This is a genomic window from Arthrobacter sp. 01T419 (genome assembly GCF_056398865.1).
This window is the reverse complement of sequence record NZ_JBFTQF010000003.1, coordinates 248,598-264,357: the sequence shown is the minus strand read 5'-3', so window position 1 is coordinate 264,357 and position 15,760 is coordinate 248,598. Positions and strand designations below refer to the sequence as shown.

The following is a 15,760-nucleotide window of genomic DNA, read 5'->3' as shown; positions in this document are numbered from 1 at the left end:
CTGGCCGGACGGTCCTGAACCACCCAAGGCCAGACGCCCGCCGGGAATGCCGGGCGCAATGACTCAAGAGAACACGAATGGAGCAGAGATGCTGATTGCAGATGAAACCCCCACCACGGACCGCCCCCTCCGGGAATCCGTGCGGGACACCATCCGTTCGCGAATCTTCGAGGGTCATTACGCGCCCGGCACCCGGCTGGTGGAGCGGGACCTTGCCGCCGAATTCAACGTGTCGCGCCTACCCATCCGGGAAGCTCTTCGCATGCTGCGGCAAGAAGGCCTCATCCGGGACCGGGCATCCCGCGGGACCGAAGTGGCAGGGCTGAGCCCCAAAGACGTCGAGGACCTCTTCGACGTCCGCCAATCCCTCGAAGTCCTCGCGTGCCGCCTCGCCGCGGCCCGCGCCACTGAAAAAGACCTGAAGCATCTAGCGAAACTCCTCGAAGAGGCCGATCGTTTCCTCGCCAAAGGCTCAATCTTCGAGGCCCACCGCGCCAACAGCGAATTCCACGATGCCATCACGGCCATCGCCAACAATGACTTTCTCCGCACAGCACTGGAACCGCTCCAAGGCCGCATGCACTGGCTCTTCCGCCACGTCGACGACCTGCCGGAACTGATCCGGGAGCACCGGGACCTCTACGCCGCCATCGCCAGCGGCGATCCCGAGCTCGCCGCAGCCCAATCGGCGTCGCACATTGGAAAGTACCGTGAGCAGTTCCCGCAGGACTCGCCCGCCACCGAACTCAAGTTGCAAGGCAAACGACCATGAAATTGCTAGTCATCAATCCCAACATCAGCGAGGACGTCACTTCGCTGATCGACGCCGAAGCCCGCCGCTCGGCGGGGACGGACACCGAACTGGTCGTCCGGACCGCCGGCCATGGCGTCGAATACATCGAGACCCGGTTTGAAGCCCTCATCGCAGCGGGCGCGGTCGCCGAAATCATCGCCGAGCACTGTGGCGATCCGGCAGCGGACCACATAGACGGCGTCGTGGTTGCCGCATTCGGCGATCCGGGAATGCCCGCCCTCAAGGAACTTTGCGACGTCCCGGTCATCGGCATCACCGAGGCCGCCCTCTGCGCTGCGGCCCTGCAAGGCCAGCGATTCTCGATCATCGCCATCTCGGACCGCATCACCGCCTGGTATCGGGACTGCGTGGAGCATTTCGGGCTCGGCAGCCGGCTCGCCTCGATCCGTTCCATCAACCAAAGCCTCAACGGCATCGGCACGGTGCAACAGGACTTCAAGGAAACCCTCTTGGCACTGAGCCGGCGGGCCGTCGTGGAAGACGGCGCCGACGTCGTCATCCTGGCAGGTGCCCCGCTTGCCGGACTCGCGCGCGAACTTGAAGGGCAGATACCCGTGCCTGTGGTGGACGGGATCTCCGCCGGGATCCGCATGACCGAAGCGGTGGTGGCGCTGCAGTCCGGTTTCCATCGCCAGGGCGCTTTTGCGCCGCCTCCAGTCAAGCGCCGTGCGGGGTTGTCCGAAAACCTCGACGCCGCCCTGACCGCCATCCAGGCCGCCGCCGGCCGGAAAGTAGGGACACCATGACTAACCCCGATCTCGTCATCGCCCACGGCACCGTGGTCAACAGCTTTGGCCGGCAGGCTGCCCACATAGTGGTCGACGGCGGCCGCATCACCCAGCTCATCGACGCCGCCGAGCCGGTCCCCGCAGCCTCACGCATCATCGATGCGTCCGGCAAGCTCGTGATCCCGGGCGGCGTTGACGGCCATTGCCATGTGGCCCAAGTGACCGGCCGCTTCCGGACCCTGGACGACTACCGCACCACGTCCACCGCGGCCCTGTGGGGCGGCACCACCACCATCATCGACTTCGGCATCCCCCGCGACGCCCAGGAATCCCCGCTGGATGCCGTCCTGAACAAGAAGCGGCTGGCCGCCGAGTCCCGCTGCGACGTCGCGCTGCACGGATCCGTGGTCAGCTGGGACGAAACCGTGCCGTGGCAGCTGGAGCAACTCGCCGCCGAGGGCGTCCGCTCGGTGAAGATGTACACCACCAACCGCGGCTCAACCATGGCCGACGGGGACACCATCCTGAAAGTCATGCGCGAAATGGTGCGCCTGGACGGACTCACGTACATCCACGCGGAGCACGATCCCATCATCGCCGATTGCACCGAACAGCACGCCTCGGATGGACGGATCGGCATCGAGCACCTGCATTCCATGCGGCCCGAGCTCGCCGAGGAAATCTCCGTCAAAGAGACACTCGCAATGGCCGAGTACACCGGTGCGCCGGTCTACTTCGTGCACCAATCGACCCCAGGAGCGGTGGATCTTGTCACCGCGGCCCGCGAGCGCGGCCAGGAAGCCTACTCCGAGACGTGCCCTCACTACCTGACGCTGGATGACACCGTCTACGGCTCGAAATTCCCCGAATGGTACGCCTGCTGCCCGCCCATGCGGAGCGCTGAAACCGTCGCCGCGCTGAAGGAACGCCTCGCGGCCGGAGCCATCCACACTGTGTCCTCGGACCACTCCTGCTACGACCTCTCGCAGAAACGCGAGCGCACCGACGACGTCCGCTTCATGCCGCACGGTCTGCCCGGCGTCGAAACGCGCATGCCCGTCACCTTCACGGCGATGGCGTCGAGCGGCACCGTGGAGGACTTCGTCGAAGTCTTCTCGGCGGGCCCCGCGCGCATCAATGCCGTGCCCGGCAAGGGCACCATCGCGGTAGGGTTCGACGCCGATCTGGTCATCTTTGATCCCGCCGAGGAACGCGAGGTCGACGGCGGCGCGCTGCATATGGGGACTGACTTCTCGCCTTTCGAGGGGAAGGCGCTAAGCGGCTGGCCTGCCGTCGTCGTCTACGCCGGACGCGTGGTGATCGACAACGCCGGTTTCCACGATCCCGGTGCCGTGGGCCGTTTCGTGGCCCGCAAGGGCTTCACCGCCCACCGCGATGCCCTCTCCGACAACGATGACTTGTCCGTTCCCACTACCGTTTCCGCTTAGGAGCCTCGATGCCTTCAGCACACCGCCCCACCCGCATCGGCATGATCGTGCCGTCGTCCAACACCTGCCTGGAGCCGCAGAGCTACCGCATCCTCGGCGACCGGCAGGACGTCACTATCCATTTCACGCGGATTCCGGTCACCCGGATTGCGCTGGATGATTCCTCGGACAAGCAGTTTGATTCGGCCGTCATGCGGGAGGCCGCCGCATTGCTCGCGACGGCGGACGTGGACGTCATCGCGTGGAACGGAACCTCGGGTTCCTGGCTCGGCGCCGCGCACGACGAGGCCCTGGTCCGGGAAATCACCGAGGCCACGGGGATCCCGGCCACGACGTCCACGCTGGCCTACCTGGAGGCCTTCAAAACGTTCGGCACGGAGCGGATCGGTATGTTCACGCCCTACACGGGGGACGTCAATGACGCGGTCATCGAGTCCTACGCGCGCGAAGGAATCAAGACGGTGGACCACCGCCACTTGAACCTCAGCAACAACGAATCCTTCGCGCGGGTCACGGACGCGGAGATGCTTCCCGGATCCTTGGAACTTGCTGCCTCGAACCCGGACGCGCTCATTTACTTGTGCACAAACCTTTACGGAGCCAACATCACTGCGGAAGTGGAAGAAGCCACCGGAGTGCCGGTACTGGATTCCGTAGCGGTGACGCTCTGGCACTGCCTCAGGCTTGCCGGAGCGCCTTTGCTGGCACCGCGGTGGGGCCGGCTGCTTGCAGAACTGCCCTAGGAAAAGTGCCCTCGCTTCACAGGGGTTGGATGTTCTCCGCCTGCGGGCCTTTCGGGCCTTGCACGACGTCGAACTGGACCCGCTGATTCTCGTCCAGTGATCGGTACCCACTTGTGGCGATCGCCGAGTAGTGGGCAAAGACGTCCGCCGAACCGTCGTCGGGGGCAATGAAGCCGAAACCCTTCTCGGCGTTGAACCATTTGACAATACCTGTTGCCACGGCCGTGTTCCTTCTCTGAATCTGACTGACCATCGGCTTCACGACCGATGCCTCCCGGACGCATCCGTCCGATGCCTCAAACCTACGGGGCGGGGTTCGGAGGCGCAAGGATCTGCGGGGGTCTCAGTGTTCCCGGCGTGCCGAATCTTGAGGGTTTCTTGCTCCTCTGCAGTGCGGGATCTTGAAGTTGGGAAGGCAGGGTGGTTGATGATTAGCGTCGTCGGCCACAGGGAGAACACATGGGGTTGTTCCGGCGACGGTTCGAGGCGGCAGAGCCAAAGATCCACGTGGACATCCTCGAAGACCACGCAGTGCTCCGCGAGGGCCTGGCTTCCTGGCTTGAGGCCAACGCCCAAACAGTGAAAGTGGTGGGCAGGTACGGCTCCTGGGCTGAGCTCGCAGCATCACTCGGCCACTTGTCTGATGTGGTCCTGCTGGACATCATCCTTGGCGATCGCATCCCACTGCGATCCAAGATCCAAGCCATTCTCTCCACGGGATCGCAAGTGGTGGTGTGCAGTTCCCTGACAGAGCCGCTGGTGATCCGCCAAGCGTTCGACGCCGGCGCCTTGGCCTACGTACCGAAGACGGCGGGAGCCGAAGTGCTCACCACAGCCGTTCTCGCCGCGGCACGCGGCGAACAGTTCGTCCTGCCCGAGCTCGCCGGCGCCCTCGACGTCCCGGGGCCGCGGATCCGCCTCACGCCGCGCGAACACGAGGCCGTCTCGCTTTATCTGGGCGGCGCGGGCGGGACAATGGCCGACGTCGGCGCCAGCCTGGGCATCAGTGCCGACGGCGTGAAGAAGCTCCTGGTTTCGGTCCGCCGCAAAGCCCACCACGGGCCGGAACCACTCAGCCGGCCCGCGCTCCGGGAACTGCTGATCGCAGACGGTTGGCTCCTCCCCGATCAATGAGGTGAATCCGCCCCCAGGGCTTCCGGCCCATCAAGGCATGGGGCATACTTCTTTAAAGTGAATGCCATTCGCTTTAAAGAAGTATGCCCGGCCGCGCCGAAGTTGCTGCGGCCCTGGGCCACAACCGGCCCCAGACCGGATCCGATGGAGGAGCAGCATGTCGCGCATTACCACTGGCCAAAGCGAGATCACCGTTGGCAACTGGCAGGAGCCAGGGAATCTGTCCTGGTCCTTCCTTCACATGGATCACCTCTTTCCTACCGCCCAAATCCGTGCAGCGATCACCGGTTCGGTCGCCACTGAGGACCGTACAGAGCCCGGGGCATTGCTCGGGGATCCCTTCGGCCTCCGGGGAGTGGCTGTGCCCTTGCCGGATGGCTCGGACAGTACCGTTGCCGGGGTTCTGGCTTCCACCAGCACCGATGCCTGGATGGTCCTGCGCGGCAACGAGGTACTCGTCGAGGAGTATTTCGGCGAGATGGGCCCCGGGACCAGGCACCTGCTCATGTCCGTCAGCAAGTCCATTGTGTCGGCGGTAGTGGGCGTCCTGGTTGCCCAAGGGAAGATCGATACCGCAAAGCCGATAGAGCATTACATTCCGGAATTCCGGAGCAGTGGGTACGGGGGCGCCACAGTGCGGGACTTGTTGGACATGCGCAGTGGCATCAAGTTCTCCGAGGAGTACCTCGATGCCGGGTCCGAGGTCCGGAAGCTGGACGAGGCCGTGGGGTGGGCACCCCGGCGCGGCGGAGCAGTCACGCTCAAGGAGTTCCTGGTGACCCTTGAACAGGTCCGTGAACACGGCGGTCATTTCGAGTACCGCAGCTGCGAGACCGATGTGTTGGGCTGGCTTTGCGAAGCTGCTGGCGGGAAGCCGTTCGCAGAACTCGCCGGTGAGGTCCTCTGGTCACGGATGGGCGCCGGTCACGACGCGTACATCTGTCTCGATACGGCCGGCACCGGCATGTTCGACGGCGGCATCTGCGCCACGCTCGGTGATATGGCCCGTTTCGGAGCCGTGGTCCGCGACGGCGGCGTTTCACTGGACGGCGAGCGGGTCCTCGAGCCTGGCTGGGTGGATGACATCTTCCGGGGCGGCGCCGATTCCGCAGAAGCGTTTGCGGCCAGCGGCCATGCTGAAGCGATGCCTGGCGGAAGGTACCGCAGCCAGTTCTGGTTCCTTTCGGAGGACCAGAACACCGCTTACTGCCTCGGCATCCACGGTCAGATGGTCTATGTCAACCGGAATTCCGGCGTGGTGGGGGTCAAATTCTCCTCGACGGCACTGCCGGTCGACCCCCTCGCAGGCCCTGCGGCGGCCGCGATGTTCGAGGCCATCAGCAGGCGGGTGACACCTCCGGCTGGACAGTGAAAGCCCTCGCAAGACTGGTCCAGGTCACGCTCCGGGTCAAGAGGATTTCCTAAAAAGTATTCAGACTGTAGACAGACTGTATACAACTGGTCTACAGTTTTGAAACGGCACCAAGTGAGTCGCATCACGAGGGCCAGCCGAGACGTCCCGGCGATATGCATCTCCTGCGCAACGGTGCGCAGGAAACACATCGAACCGAAACCCGAGGATCCACCCATGAGCAATGTGTCCGAACAGGAACGAGCTGTGCGCAAGCACACCTCGCTTCCTGCAGTTGCTGCATCCAGCCTCGCCGGCACCGCCGTCGAGTGGTACGACTTCTTCCTCTACGGCACAGCTGCCGCCCTTGTCTTCAACAAACTGTTCTTTCCCACCGCTGACCCCTTTGTCGGCACCATGCTGGCCCTTGGCACGTTCGCGGCGGGCTTTGTCGCCCGGCCTCTCGGCGCCATTGTCCTTGGCCACCTTGGCGACAAGCACGGCCGCAAATCCACCCTTGTCGCCAGCCTGCTGCTGATGGGTATCGCAACGGCACTCATCGCGTTCATCCCGTCCTACGCCTCCATCGGCATCGCCGCCCCGCTGATCCTGCTCATCCTGCGCCTCATCCAGGGCTTCGCACTCGGCGGTGAATGGGGCGGGGCGGTGCTACTGGTGTCCGAGTACAGCGACGACAGCACCAAGCGGGCCTTCTGGGCTTCCTGGCCGAATGTCGGTCCACCGCTGGGCAACCTCATGGCAGCCGGCGTCCTTGCCCTGCTGTCCGCAGTCATGCCCCAGCCAGACTTCCTGGCCTGGGGTTGGCGGATCGCCTTCGGTCTTTCCGCGCTGCTCGTGATCATCGGGCTGGTACTGCGCCTCTACGTCCAGGAAACTCCGCTCTTCCAGGCCTCCCAAGCCAAGACCGAGGCTGAGCACTCCCAGCGGCCAAAGCTGCCGCTGACGGAACTCTTCCGTGGAAACTGGCGCGAGATCCTGATCGCCACCGGCAGCCGCATGGGTGAAAACGCGGGCTTCTACATCTACTCGCTGTTCCTTATCACGTATGTCACCGACATCCTCAAGGTCGACCGGCAGACCGGCCTGACCGCCGTCATGATCGGCCAGGGAGTCGCCGTCGTGGCAGTCCCGCTGCTGGCAATCTACGCCGACCGCATCGGCCGCAAGCCCATGATGATCGGCGCCTCTGTAGCGACAGTGGTGTGGGCGTTCGCATTCTTCGCACTGCTGGACACCCGCGAACCGGCGGCGATCATCCTCGCGGCGGTCGGCGGCCTGTTGATCTTCGCGGCCTACAGCTCGGTCATCGGCGCGTTCTTCTCCGAAATGTTCCCCACCAAGGTCCGGTACAGCGGAACGTCCGTGGCGTACAACCTTGCTTCGCTCATCGCCGGCTCGCTCTCGCCGATCATCGCCCTGGCTCTCTACAAGACCTTCGGCACAGGCCAGGCAATTGCCCTCTACCTCGCGGGCATGGGCGTGATCTCGATCGTCTCGGTTGCCTTCGCCAAGGAAACCAAGAACATCAAGCTCAGCGACCTTGACACGAAGGTTGACCACAAGGTGGCACAGTCATGATGTAGTCAAAGTTCGTGGCGGCCTGACCGCCGCCACGAACGGCACACACGACCGCATGAAGGCACCAGAATCGAGGACCAATGAGCATTTTCCAGAAGCCCGCTCCAACAGCTCCGGAGGCAGCCTATCTTTGGCTGCGCAGGGAAATCTCGTCACTTCCTTGGGACCAGGAAGCCTTCCTCAGCGAGAACGCCATCGCGGAGGCCGCCGGGGTTTCCCGTACCCCGGTCCGTGAAGCCCTCCTGCGGCTCGAAGCCGCCGGGCTCCTTCGCCGAGTTCCGCACAAGGGCGCGTATGTCCCGGCGCTGACAGCTCAGGACATCGAAAGCATGATGGAAGTCCGCCAAGTCATCGAAGACTGGGCGGTCCGCAAAGTCACATCCCTAGGACGCCTGGGGCCCGAACTGGACCGGCTCCTGCACGCGCAGGAAGAAAGCCTGGCCGACCCAGTGGCATTCATCGAATGCGACATCAGCTTCCACAAATACATCGTGCACGCGGCCGGCAACCCGGCGCTGGAGGAACTCTACGATTCGCAGCGGTTCAAGCAGCAGCGCATGGGCGTCAAGGCCATCCAGGACAGCCAGGGCCGGAGCGACCACGTCGTCACTGAGCACCGGGCCATTGTGGACGCGATCCGGAGCCAGGACTCGCAGATCGCCTCGGCCGCGGTACGGAGCCACCTCGACTCCACACTCGCCGTCCTCAAAGCCATACCCACCCACGCAAACCGAAGCTAGGCCGCCCAACTGGCCGCAGCTTCGCCCGGAACACAAAAGGAGCACACATGGACATTGCACTCGTCCAGTTGTCCAGCCCGGACAACGAGACCCAGAGCCAGCGCATCGAGCGCGCAGAGGCCCTCCTGCGCGAACAGCGCGGAGCGGATCTCATTGTGCTCCCGGAGCTCTGGAGCGCCGGCTACTTCCACTTCGAGCAGTACCCGGAACTTTCAGAGACTGTGGACGGGCCGACCGTGGCGATGTGCGCCGCCGTGGCGAAAGACCTCGGGACCTACGTGCACGTCGGAAGCATCGTGGAACGGGCCGAAGGCGAGGCCTCCGTCAGCTCTCCGGTGTTGCGCAACACCTCGGTGCTGCTTGACCCCCGGGGCAATGTCGCCCACCGGTATTCGAAACTCCACGTCTTCGGCTACAAGTCACTCGAAGCCGATCTGCTCACTCCGGGAGTATCCCTCCCGGTTGCTGACACCCCGTTCGGGCGGATGGCAGGCACCACTTGCTACGACCTTCGCTTTCCGGGCCTCTGGTCCGAGCTGAGCGTCCGCGGCGCGGAAATCGTCGTCGTTCCCGCCGCCTGGCCGGCCGCGCGCCGGGAGCACTGGAAGCTCCTGACGTCAGCCCGCGCCGTCGAACACCAGGTCTTCGTCCTCGCCTGCAACGCCGCAGGCATCCAGGATGGCGTTGAGCTTGGCGGCACCAGCCGCGTTGTGGATCCCGCCGGTCGCCTTGTGGCGGAAGCCGGATCCGGCGAAGAGGTGCTGCATGCCAGCATCGATCCCACCATCGTCCAGACCACCCGCAGCGAATTCCCGGTCATCGCCGACCGGTTCGCCGACTACTCGGGCCTTGCCCGCTGACCAGGAAAGACCCACCCATGAAGACCAGCACAGAAACGTTGACGTTCGACGTCGCGGGCACCGGCGAGACGATCGAGCTCACCGACTTCTACGCCGTCGTCGCCGGCTACACCGGCCGCGACGCTGCCGCCGTCCAGCACCACATCGATGAACTTGCCGCCATTGGCGTCGCCCCGCCACCCTCGGTGCCGATGTTCTATCCGGTGGAGAGCGTGACCGTCAGTTCCGCCCCGCAACTGACGGTCACGGGAGAGAAGACTTCCGGCGAGATTGAGCCGCTCTACATCCGGCACGGCGGTCGCTACTATCTGGGCATCGCCTCGGACCACACGGACCGCCACGTCGAAACGATCGACATCGGCGACTCCAAGCGGGCCTGCCCCAAGCCCGTGGCCGGCACCGTCGTAGCAGTGCCGGAACTCGACGGGCTTTCGCTCGACGAGTGCCGGGCCCGCACCTGGGTGGACGGCCGCCTGTACCAGGACGGAACGCTGGATAACCTGCGGACCCCTGCCAACGTCGTCGGACTTCTCCTGGAACGGAACGGCGTCGGCGAGCGGGACTTCGTCTGCCTTGGAGGCACCCTGCCGGTCATCGGCGGCGAGTTCATTTATGGCCGGGAATGGCGGATCGAACTGGCCTTCCCCAACGGAAACACCATCGACCACACGTACATGATCACGAAAGGACACCAGTCATGAGGACCGGAGAAGAGTACATCAAGACGCTCAATGATGGGCGTACCGTACTGATTGACGGAGAAGCAGTAGAAAACGTTGCCGAACACCCCGCGTTCCGCAACGTCATCCACACCATCGCCGAGCTGTTCGACATCGCGGCCGATCCCGCCAACGGCATGCAGTACCACAGCGAAGAAATCAACGGCACGGCCAACCGGGTGTTCAGCATCCCGCGCACCGCGGAAGAGCTGAAGTTGCGCCGCCAGGCCGTTGAGCGCTGGGCCAAGCACACCCACGGCTGGGTGGGCCGCAGCCCGGATCACGTAGGCACCTTCTTCGCGGCCTTCGGAGCCCACCCGGAGGTCTTCGAAAACTCCGAGCACGACTTCGCAGGCAACATCCGACGCTACTACGAGCGAATCCTGCGCGAAAACCTCTACGTCTCCTACGCGATCATCCCGCCGCAGGTATCCCGCGCGACGACGGCGTCCGGCTGGGAAGGCGACTTCCTGCAGGTCGGCGTCGTCCGGGAGACCGAAGAAGGCCTGATCGTCCGCGGCTCGCAGATGCTCGCAACCGGCGGCGCCATCGCCGACGAAGTCTTCGTCACCTGCATCAAACCCCTTGGCCCGGACGATGTCGACTTCGCCATCAGCTTCGCACTGCCGACGGCCACGGAAGGCCTCAAGTTCCTCTGCCGCCGCCCGTTCAGTCCGGCAGCCACCAGCGAGTTCGACTACCCGCTGACCAGCCACTACGACGAGCCCGATGCCCTGGTCATCTTTGAAGACGTCCTGGTTCCCTGGGACCGCGTCTTCATTGACCGCAGCGTGGAGACCCTGCGCCGCCAGTTCTTCGAAACCGGCGCGCACGCATTGGGCAACTGGCAGGCCCAGACGCGCTTCACCACCAAGCTGCAGTTCATCGCTGCTGTGGCGCGCAAAGTCACTCAGGTCAACGGCACGGACAAGATCCCGGGCGTCCAGGAGAAGCTCGGCGAGCTCGCAGCCCTGGTCTCCTCGGTGGAGTCCGCGCTGATCGCCGCCGAGTACATGGCCGAGGCCGATTCCTCCGGAATGCTCGTTCCAGGCAAGCGCGCCCTCTATGGCGTGATGGGCCTGCAGTCCGAAACCTACCCGCGCGTCATTGCCATCCTGCGTGATTTGGTGGGCGGCGGTGTCCTTCAGCTGCCCTCCAGCGTGGTGGACATGAAGAGTCCGGTGACGGCTCCCGACGTCGAGCGCTATATCGCTTCTCCGGGCGTTTCGAGCGAAGAGCGCATCAAGCTCTTCCGCCTGGCCTGGGACATCATCGGCTCCGAGTTCGCCGGGCGCCACCAGCAGTACGAGCTCTTTTACGCCGGGGCGCCGTTCGTCGTCAAGGGCGTTTACACCTACCGGAACTACGGCTACGAAGCGCAGGTCGCCGAACTCGATGAGTTCCTGGCCAGCTACGGCGTGGACGGCCGCAAGGAGGAGAACTAATCATGGCTAAGCCGGAGTTCGAATTCACCCCCACCTCATCGGTGGAGTTCACCCCTTGCACACCCCACATCGAAGGTCTCTCCGAAGCCATCCTGGCCCGCGACGACGCGAATGACTCTGTGACCCGCATCCTCAAGTTCGAACCGGGCACGGACACCTCTCCCAACGGCGCCCTGACCCACGAGTTCTGGGAAGAGGTCTTCATCTTCGAAGGTTCGTTCGTGGACCAGCGGCTCGGCAGGACCTTCCGCGCCGGTGACTGGGCCACCCGCCCCCCGGGCATGGAACACGGCCCGTGGATCTCCGAAGGCGGAGCCAAGATGTTCGAAGTGCGCTACTACCAGGACGGAAAGAACTGACATGGGCACTCCCGCAGTCTTCGCCGAGCCCGACGGGCTGGCCATGCGCCGGACCATGGGCCGCTTCCTCACCGGTGTTGCGGTTGTGACCACCGAGCACGACGGCGAGCAGCACGGCATGACCATCAACTCGCTGACGTCCATCAGCCTCGACCCGCCGATCCTGATGATTTCGCTGAACTTCAACACCCGTACAGGAGACGCTGTACTGGCCAGCGGGAAGTTCGCGATCTCCATTCTGGGCGCCAAGCAAGAAGCCGTGGCGCGGCAGTTCGCCCAACGGGGCGGCGCCCGCTTCGAGGCCGGTGAGTTCGACACCACCGAGGGCGGCCTGTCCGTCATCGCCGGTGCGCTGTCCCAGGCAGAGTGCAAGGTGGTCCACCAATATGACATCGGCGACCACCAGGTGTTCTTCGGCCAGGTTGTCACATGCCGTGACCGCGACGGCGAAGGCCTCGCGTTCAACGCAGGCAAGTTCGGCTCGTTCCGCGACTTCAACCACGACGCCATGCCCTGGACGTTCTAGGATCTGGCGCGTCGAGGCTAGCGGTATGAGCACCGGGTTCAGTCGATGAGCACCGGGGCTTCGGCGATCACCGAGGCCCCGGTGTGCTCCCGGGCCTTGGCGGAACGGTGGTGCAGCCAGTTGGCCACCGCCAGGACGGCCACGAGCCCGAAAGTGCTCAGGAGCTGGGGACGCGAATCCTCGCCAATGAAGCCGACGGCGAAGATGGCCACCAGGATGAGGAGCCCAAGGCCCGTGAGCCAGGGGAAGCCCGCCATCCGCAAGGGAAGGACCGTCCCCTCGCGGTCAGCTCGGAGGCGCAATGCGAGTTGGGCGAGCAGAGCGGAGGTCCACACCAACAGGGACGTCGACCCCACGATGTTGAGCAGGACGGGAAGGACCTTGTCCGGGAAGGCCACCTCAAGCACGGCCGTGACGACGCCGAAGGAGACACTCGCCAGCACGGCGACCGCCGGGACCCTGGCCTTCGACAGCGAGGCGAGGACGCGCGGCGCTTCACCCCGCTCGGCGAGCGAGAACGCCATCCGGGAAGCACCGTAAAGGTTTGCGTTGAGAGCGGAGAGCAGGGCCGCGACAGCAACCAAGGTGATGGCGGTGGCCGCACCGGGCATGCCGGCGGTTTCCAGCACTGCCGCGAATGGGCTCTTCAGGCCTGGGGAGCCCACGGGGACTACCGCAGCGATGACGAAAATCGCCCCGATATAGAAAACCAGGATCCGCCAGAGCACCGTGCGCACAGCCTTCCGTACGCTGCGGGCGGGCTCCTGGGTTTCTGCTGCGGCCACCGACACGATCTCGGTGCCGCCGAAAGCGAAAGCCACCACGAAAAGCGCCGTGGCGATTCCCGCGAATCCGTGCGGGGCGAGATCGCCTCCGGTGAAATTGACCAGACCCGGTGACGGGACACCCGGCAGCCAGCCGCAGAGGAGGGCAACGCCAATGACGAGGAACCCAATGATTGCGGCCACCTTGAGCAGCGCGAACCAGAACTCGAATTCACCGAAATTCTTCACGCGGGTGAGGTTCACCGCGGTGAGGATCGCGATGAACACGAAGGTCATCAGCCATACCGGCAGTGCGGGGAAGACGGTTGAAAGCAGTCCTGCCGCTCCGAGCGCCTCCGCTGCGATGACAACCACGAGCTGCAGCCACCATAGCCAGCCCACGGTGGCGCCGGCCACGGCTCCGAAAGCTCTGGCCGTGTAGACCGAGAAGGCACCGCTGTCCGGCTTGGAGGCCGCCATTTCGCCGAGGGCCCACATCACGAGGATGATGAGAGTCCCCGCCACAAGGTAGGAGATCAGCACGGCGGGGCCGGCGGCCTGGATTCCGGCGCCCGAGCCGATGAAGAGGCCCGCGCCGATGGCGCTTCCGAGTCCCATCATCGTGAGCTGCCGGGGTTTGAGCGTGGCCCCGAGCGCGGGGGCAGACGTCATTGTCTGGTGTTCCATGAAGGAGTCCTCTGGGTTGATGGTGGAACGGGTTGATGGTGGAACTGGTTGGGGGTGGGGGACTTCAGGCCGTTTGGGCTTCCAGGACCTGGAGCACGCGATCGTTGGACATGGGATCGGCAACGGTGATCCGGATGCCGTCTCCCTGGTATGCCCGGACCAGGATGTCGGCGCGGTCGAATGCGGCCACGAGCCTTGCCAGGAGGTCCTCGTCTGCACGGATCCAGAGGAAGTTGCCCTGGCTCGGCCGCAGTTTCCAGCCCTGGGCTTCCAGCCGTATGGCCATCCGGGCGCGCTCTTCCTTGACGACGGCAACCCGGGCCCGCATTTCGTCGGCCGCGTCCAGCGAGGCGATGGCTGCCTTCTGGGCCAGTGCGGTCACTGAGAAGGGGATCGCGGTCCGCCGGAGCCCTTCCGCGATTTCCGGTGCCGCTACGGCGTATCCCACGCGCAGGCCGGCCAGTCCGTAGGCCTTTGAAAAGGTGCGCAGGATGCACACGTTCGGGTACTCGCGGTAGAGCGCCAGGGAGTCGGGGCCGCTTCCCGCTACGGCGTATTCCACGTAGGCCTCGTCGATCACCACGAGGATGTCGGAGCGCACGGAGCGGAGAAACACTTCAAGGCGTTCGTGGCTGATCGGCACGCCTGTGGGGTTGTTGGGGGTGCAGAGCAGGATCACCTTGGTCCGCCCGGTGACTGCTGCGGCCATGGCGTCGAGGTCGTGGCCCTCGGCGTCGTCCAGCGGGATGCGGACAGGCCGGGCGCCTGCCAGCTCTACCAGGATGGGGTAGGCCTCGAAGGACCGCCACGCGAAGATCACTTCGTCCCCGGCGTCGCAGACTCCGGTGATGATCTGCTGGAGAACGCCGACGCTGCCAGGTCCCACGGCAATCTCGCCGGCGGTGACGGAGAGATGGCCGGCGATCCGTTCGCGGAGCTCGACGGCGGCTATGTCCGGGTAGCGGTTCATCCTGCCCGCCGCTTCGGCCACCGCTGCCGCGGCCGCGGGCAGGGGTTCGTGGTGGCTTTCATTGCTGGCGAGTGCTGCGATGTCCACACCTGAGCTCTGCCGGCCCGGGACGTAGGACGGGAGGCCGGAGACCGCTGCACGAAGGATGGGGAGCGCAGTTTCGGCAGCCGTCAGGATCTGATCACTGGTCATGGCTAGATCATGGAAGTGACCCGGAGCACATTGCAAGATACTCTGGACGCCTTGGGATTTCTGCTCAACTTCTACTGTCTGTGGTGAAAATATGACCATCCCGAATCCCCGCAGCTTTGATTCGCTGGACGCCAGGATCATCCTTGCCCTCGACAAGGACCCAGAGGCGAGCGCCTTGGCCCTTTCCCGGACACTCGGCGTCGCGCGGAACACGGTGCATGCGCGCCTGGCGAAGCTCGAGCGCGGGGGCGCCCTCAGGTCTTTCAGTCAGAGACTGGACCCGGCGGCCCTCGGCTACGGCCTGCTGGCGTTCCTCTCCCTTGCCATCAGCCAAACCCGCACGGGTTCAGTGGAAGGCGGGCTCGAGGCGATCCCGGAAGTCATCGAAGTGCATGCCACCACCGGGGATGCAGACCTCATGGCCAAAGTGGTGGCCCGGGACACGGCCGATCTCTACCGCATCACCAACCAGATCCTGGAAATCGACGGGATTCAGCGGACCAGCACAGCCATCTCCGTCCTGGAACTCATGCCACCGCGTTTCGACCGCCTCTTGAACAGGCTGTCGAAACAGGAATCCGTTCTTCGGACCTAGACTGAGTGACCCCCGCCACAATTGAGCATATTCTCACTATTCCTGTGCATTTCTGACAAATATCCCATGTGATATCGGCTCTCTTG

General features: G+C 64.5%; 17 protein-coding genes. 14 read left to right on the top strand and 3 right to left on the bottom strand.

What is annotated here, in order from left to right:
* Nucleotides 1-88: 88 nt before the first annotated feature.
* From AC1DLO_RS07275 to AC1DLO_RS07260, 4 genes are read left to right on the top strand one after another with little or no spacing between them, the layout of a single operon-like run.
* The gene (locus AC1DLO_RS07275; RefSeq protein WP_184740093.1) at nucleotides 89-772 is read left to right on the top strand and encodes a GntR family transcriptional regulator; all 684 of its coding nucleotides are present in this window, start codon (nucleotides 89-91) and stop codon (nucleotides 770-772) included.
* Complete coding sequence (locus AC1DLO_RS07270; RefSeq protein WP_476888982.1) at nucleotides 769-1,560, top strand: aspartate/glutamate racemase family protein; 792 nt, start codon at nucleotides 769-771, stop codon at nucleotides 1,558-1,560. The genes AC1DLO_RS07275 and AC1DLO_RS07270 overlap by 4 nt, the downstream gene beginning before the upstream one ends.
* Nucleotides 1,557-2,990 (top strand): amidohydrolase family protein, encoded by a 1,434-nt coding sequence (locus tag AC1DLO_RS07265; protein ID WP_476888981.1) that lies wholly within the window; start codon nucleotides 1,557-1,559, stop codon nucleotides 2,988-2,990. The genes AC1DLO_RS07270 and AC1DLO_RS07265 overlap by 4 nt, the downstream gene beginning before the upstream one ends.
* A gap of 8 nt (nucleotides 2,991-2,998) precedes the next feature.
* The gene (locus AC1DLO_RS07260) at nucleotides 2,999-3,733 is read left to right on the top strand and encodes a maleate cis-trans isomerase family protein (RefSeq protein ID WP_476888980.1); all 735 of its coding nucleotides are present in this window, start codon (nucleotides 2,999-3,001) and stop codon (nucleotides 3,731-3,733) included.
* 16 nt (nucleotides 3,734-3,749) lie between these two features.
* Here AC1DLO_RS07260 and AC1DLO_RS07255 read toward each other — a convergent pair whose 3' ends face one another.
* Nucleotides 3,750-3,953: a cold-shock protein gene (locus tag AC1DLO_RS07255; protein WP_306860887.1), complete on the bottom strand. Its 204-nt coding sequence runs from the start codon at nucleotides 3,951-3,953 to the stop codon at nucleotides 3,750-3,752.
* Nucleotides 3,954-4,192: 239 nt separating this feature from the next.
* Here AC1DLO_RS07255 and AC1DLO_RS07250 point away from each other — a divergent pair, with 239 nt between their 5' ends.
* The 9 genes from AC1DLO_RS07250 (at nucleotide 4,193) to AC1DLO_RS07210 (ending at nucleotide 12,466) form a co-directional block, all read left to right on the top strand.
* On the top strand, nucleotides 4,193-4,867 hold the full coding sequence (locus AC1DLO_RS07250; protein ID WP_476888979.1) for a hypothetical protein: 675 nt from the start codon (nucleotides 4,193-4,195) through the stop codon (nucleotides 4,865-4,867).
* A 157-nt stretch (nucleotides 4,868-5,024) separates the two neighbouring features.
* A complete protein-coding gene (locus AC1DLO_RS07245; RefSeq protein ID WP_476888978.1) occupies nucleotides 5,025-6,239 on the top strand; it encodes a serine hydrolase domain-containing protein in 1,215 nt (404 codons plus the stop codon).
* Nucleotides 6,240-6,455: 216 nt separating this feature from the next.
* The gene (locus AC1DLO_RS07240; RefSeq protein WP_476888977.1) at nucleotides 6,456-7,817 is read left to right on the top strand and encodes an MFS transporter; all 1,362 of its coding nucleotides are present in this window, start codon (nucleotides 6,456-6,458) and stop codon (nucleotides 7,815-7,817) included.
* 80 nt (nucleotides 7,818-7,897) lie between these two features.
* Nucleotides 7,898-8,557 (top strand): GntR family transcriptional regulator, encoded by a 660-nt coding sequence (locus tag AC1DLO_RS07235; protein WP_184740079.1) that lies wholly within the window; start codon nucleotides 7,898-7,900, stop codon nucleotides 8,555-8,557.
* Between the two features lie 47 nt (nucleotides 8,558-8,604).
* The gene (locus AC1DLO_RS07230; protein ID WP_476888976.1) at nucleotides 8,605-9,417 is read left to right on the top strand and encodes a carbon-nitrogen family hydrolase; all 813 of its coding nucleotides are present in this window, start codon (nucleotides 8,605-8,607) and stop codon (nucleotides 9,415-9,417) included.
* Nucleotides 9,418-9,434: 17 nt separating this feature from the next.
* Nucleotides 9,435-10,118 (top strand): DUF2848 family protein, encoded by a 684-nt coding sequence (locus tag AC1DLO_RS07225; RefSeq protein ID WP_476888975.1) that lies wholly within the window; start codon nucleotides 9,435-9,437, stop codon nucleotides 10,116-10,118.
* Nucleotides 10,115-11,581, top strand: a complete 1,467-nt coding sequence (locus AC1DLO_RS07220; RefSeq protein ID WP_476888974.1) for a 4-hydroxyphenylacetate 3-hydroxylase family protein — start codon at nucleotides 10,115-10,117, stop codon at nucleotides 11,579-11,581. Before AC1DLO_RS07225 ends, AC1DLO_RS07220 begins: the two co-directional genes overlap by 4 nt.
* Nucleotides 11,582-11,583: 2 nt before the next feature.
* Nucleotides 11,584-11,940, top strand: a complete 357-nt coding sequence (locus AC1DLO_RS07215) for a cupin domain-containing protein (RefSeq protein WP_476888973.1) — start codon at nucleotides 11,584-11,586, stop codon at nucleotides 11,938-11,940.
* Between the two features lies 1 nt (nucleotide 11,941).
* Entirely contained in the window at nucleotides 11,942-12,466 is a 525-nt protein-coding gene (locus AC1DLO_RS07210; protein ID WP_476914439.1) for a flavin reductase family protein, read from the top strand.
* A gap of 38 nt (nucleotides 12,467-12,504) precedes the next feature.
* Here the strand turns inward: AC1DLO_RS07210 and AC1DLO_RS07205 are convergent, their stop codons facing one another.
* Nucleotides 12,505-13,917 (bottom strand): amino acid permease, encoded by a 1,413-nt coding sequence (locus AC1DLO_RS07205; RefSeq protein ID WP_476888971.1) that lies wholly within the window; start codon nucleotides 13,915-13,917, stop codon nucleotides 12,505-12,507.
* A gap of 64 nt (nucleotides 13,918-13,981) precedes the next feature.
* Nucleotides 13,982-15,079, bottom strand: a complete 1,098-nt coding sequence (hisC, locus tag AC1DLO_RS07200) for a histidinol-phosphate transaminase (protein ID WP_476888970.1) — start codon at nucleotides 15,077-15,079, stop codon at nucleotides 13,982-13,984.
* 91 nt (nucleotides 15,080-15,170) lie between these two features.
* Here hisC and AC1DLO_RS07195 point away from each other — a divergent pair, with 91 nt between their 5' ends.
* Nucleotides 15,171-15,674 (top strand): Lrp/AsnC family transcriptional regulator, encoded by a 504-nt coding sequence (locus tag AC1DLO_RS07195; protein WP_476888969.1) that lies wholly within the window; start codon nucleotides 15,171-15,173, stop codon nucleotides 15,672-15,674.
* The last annotated feature ends 86 nt before the right edge of the window (nucleotides 15,675-15,760 follow it).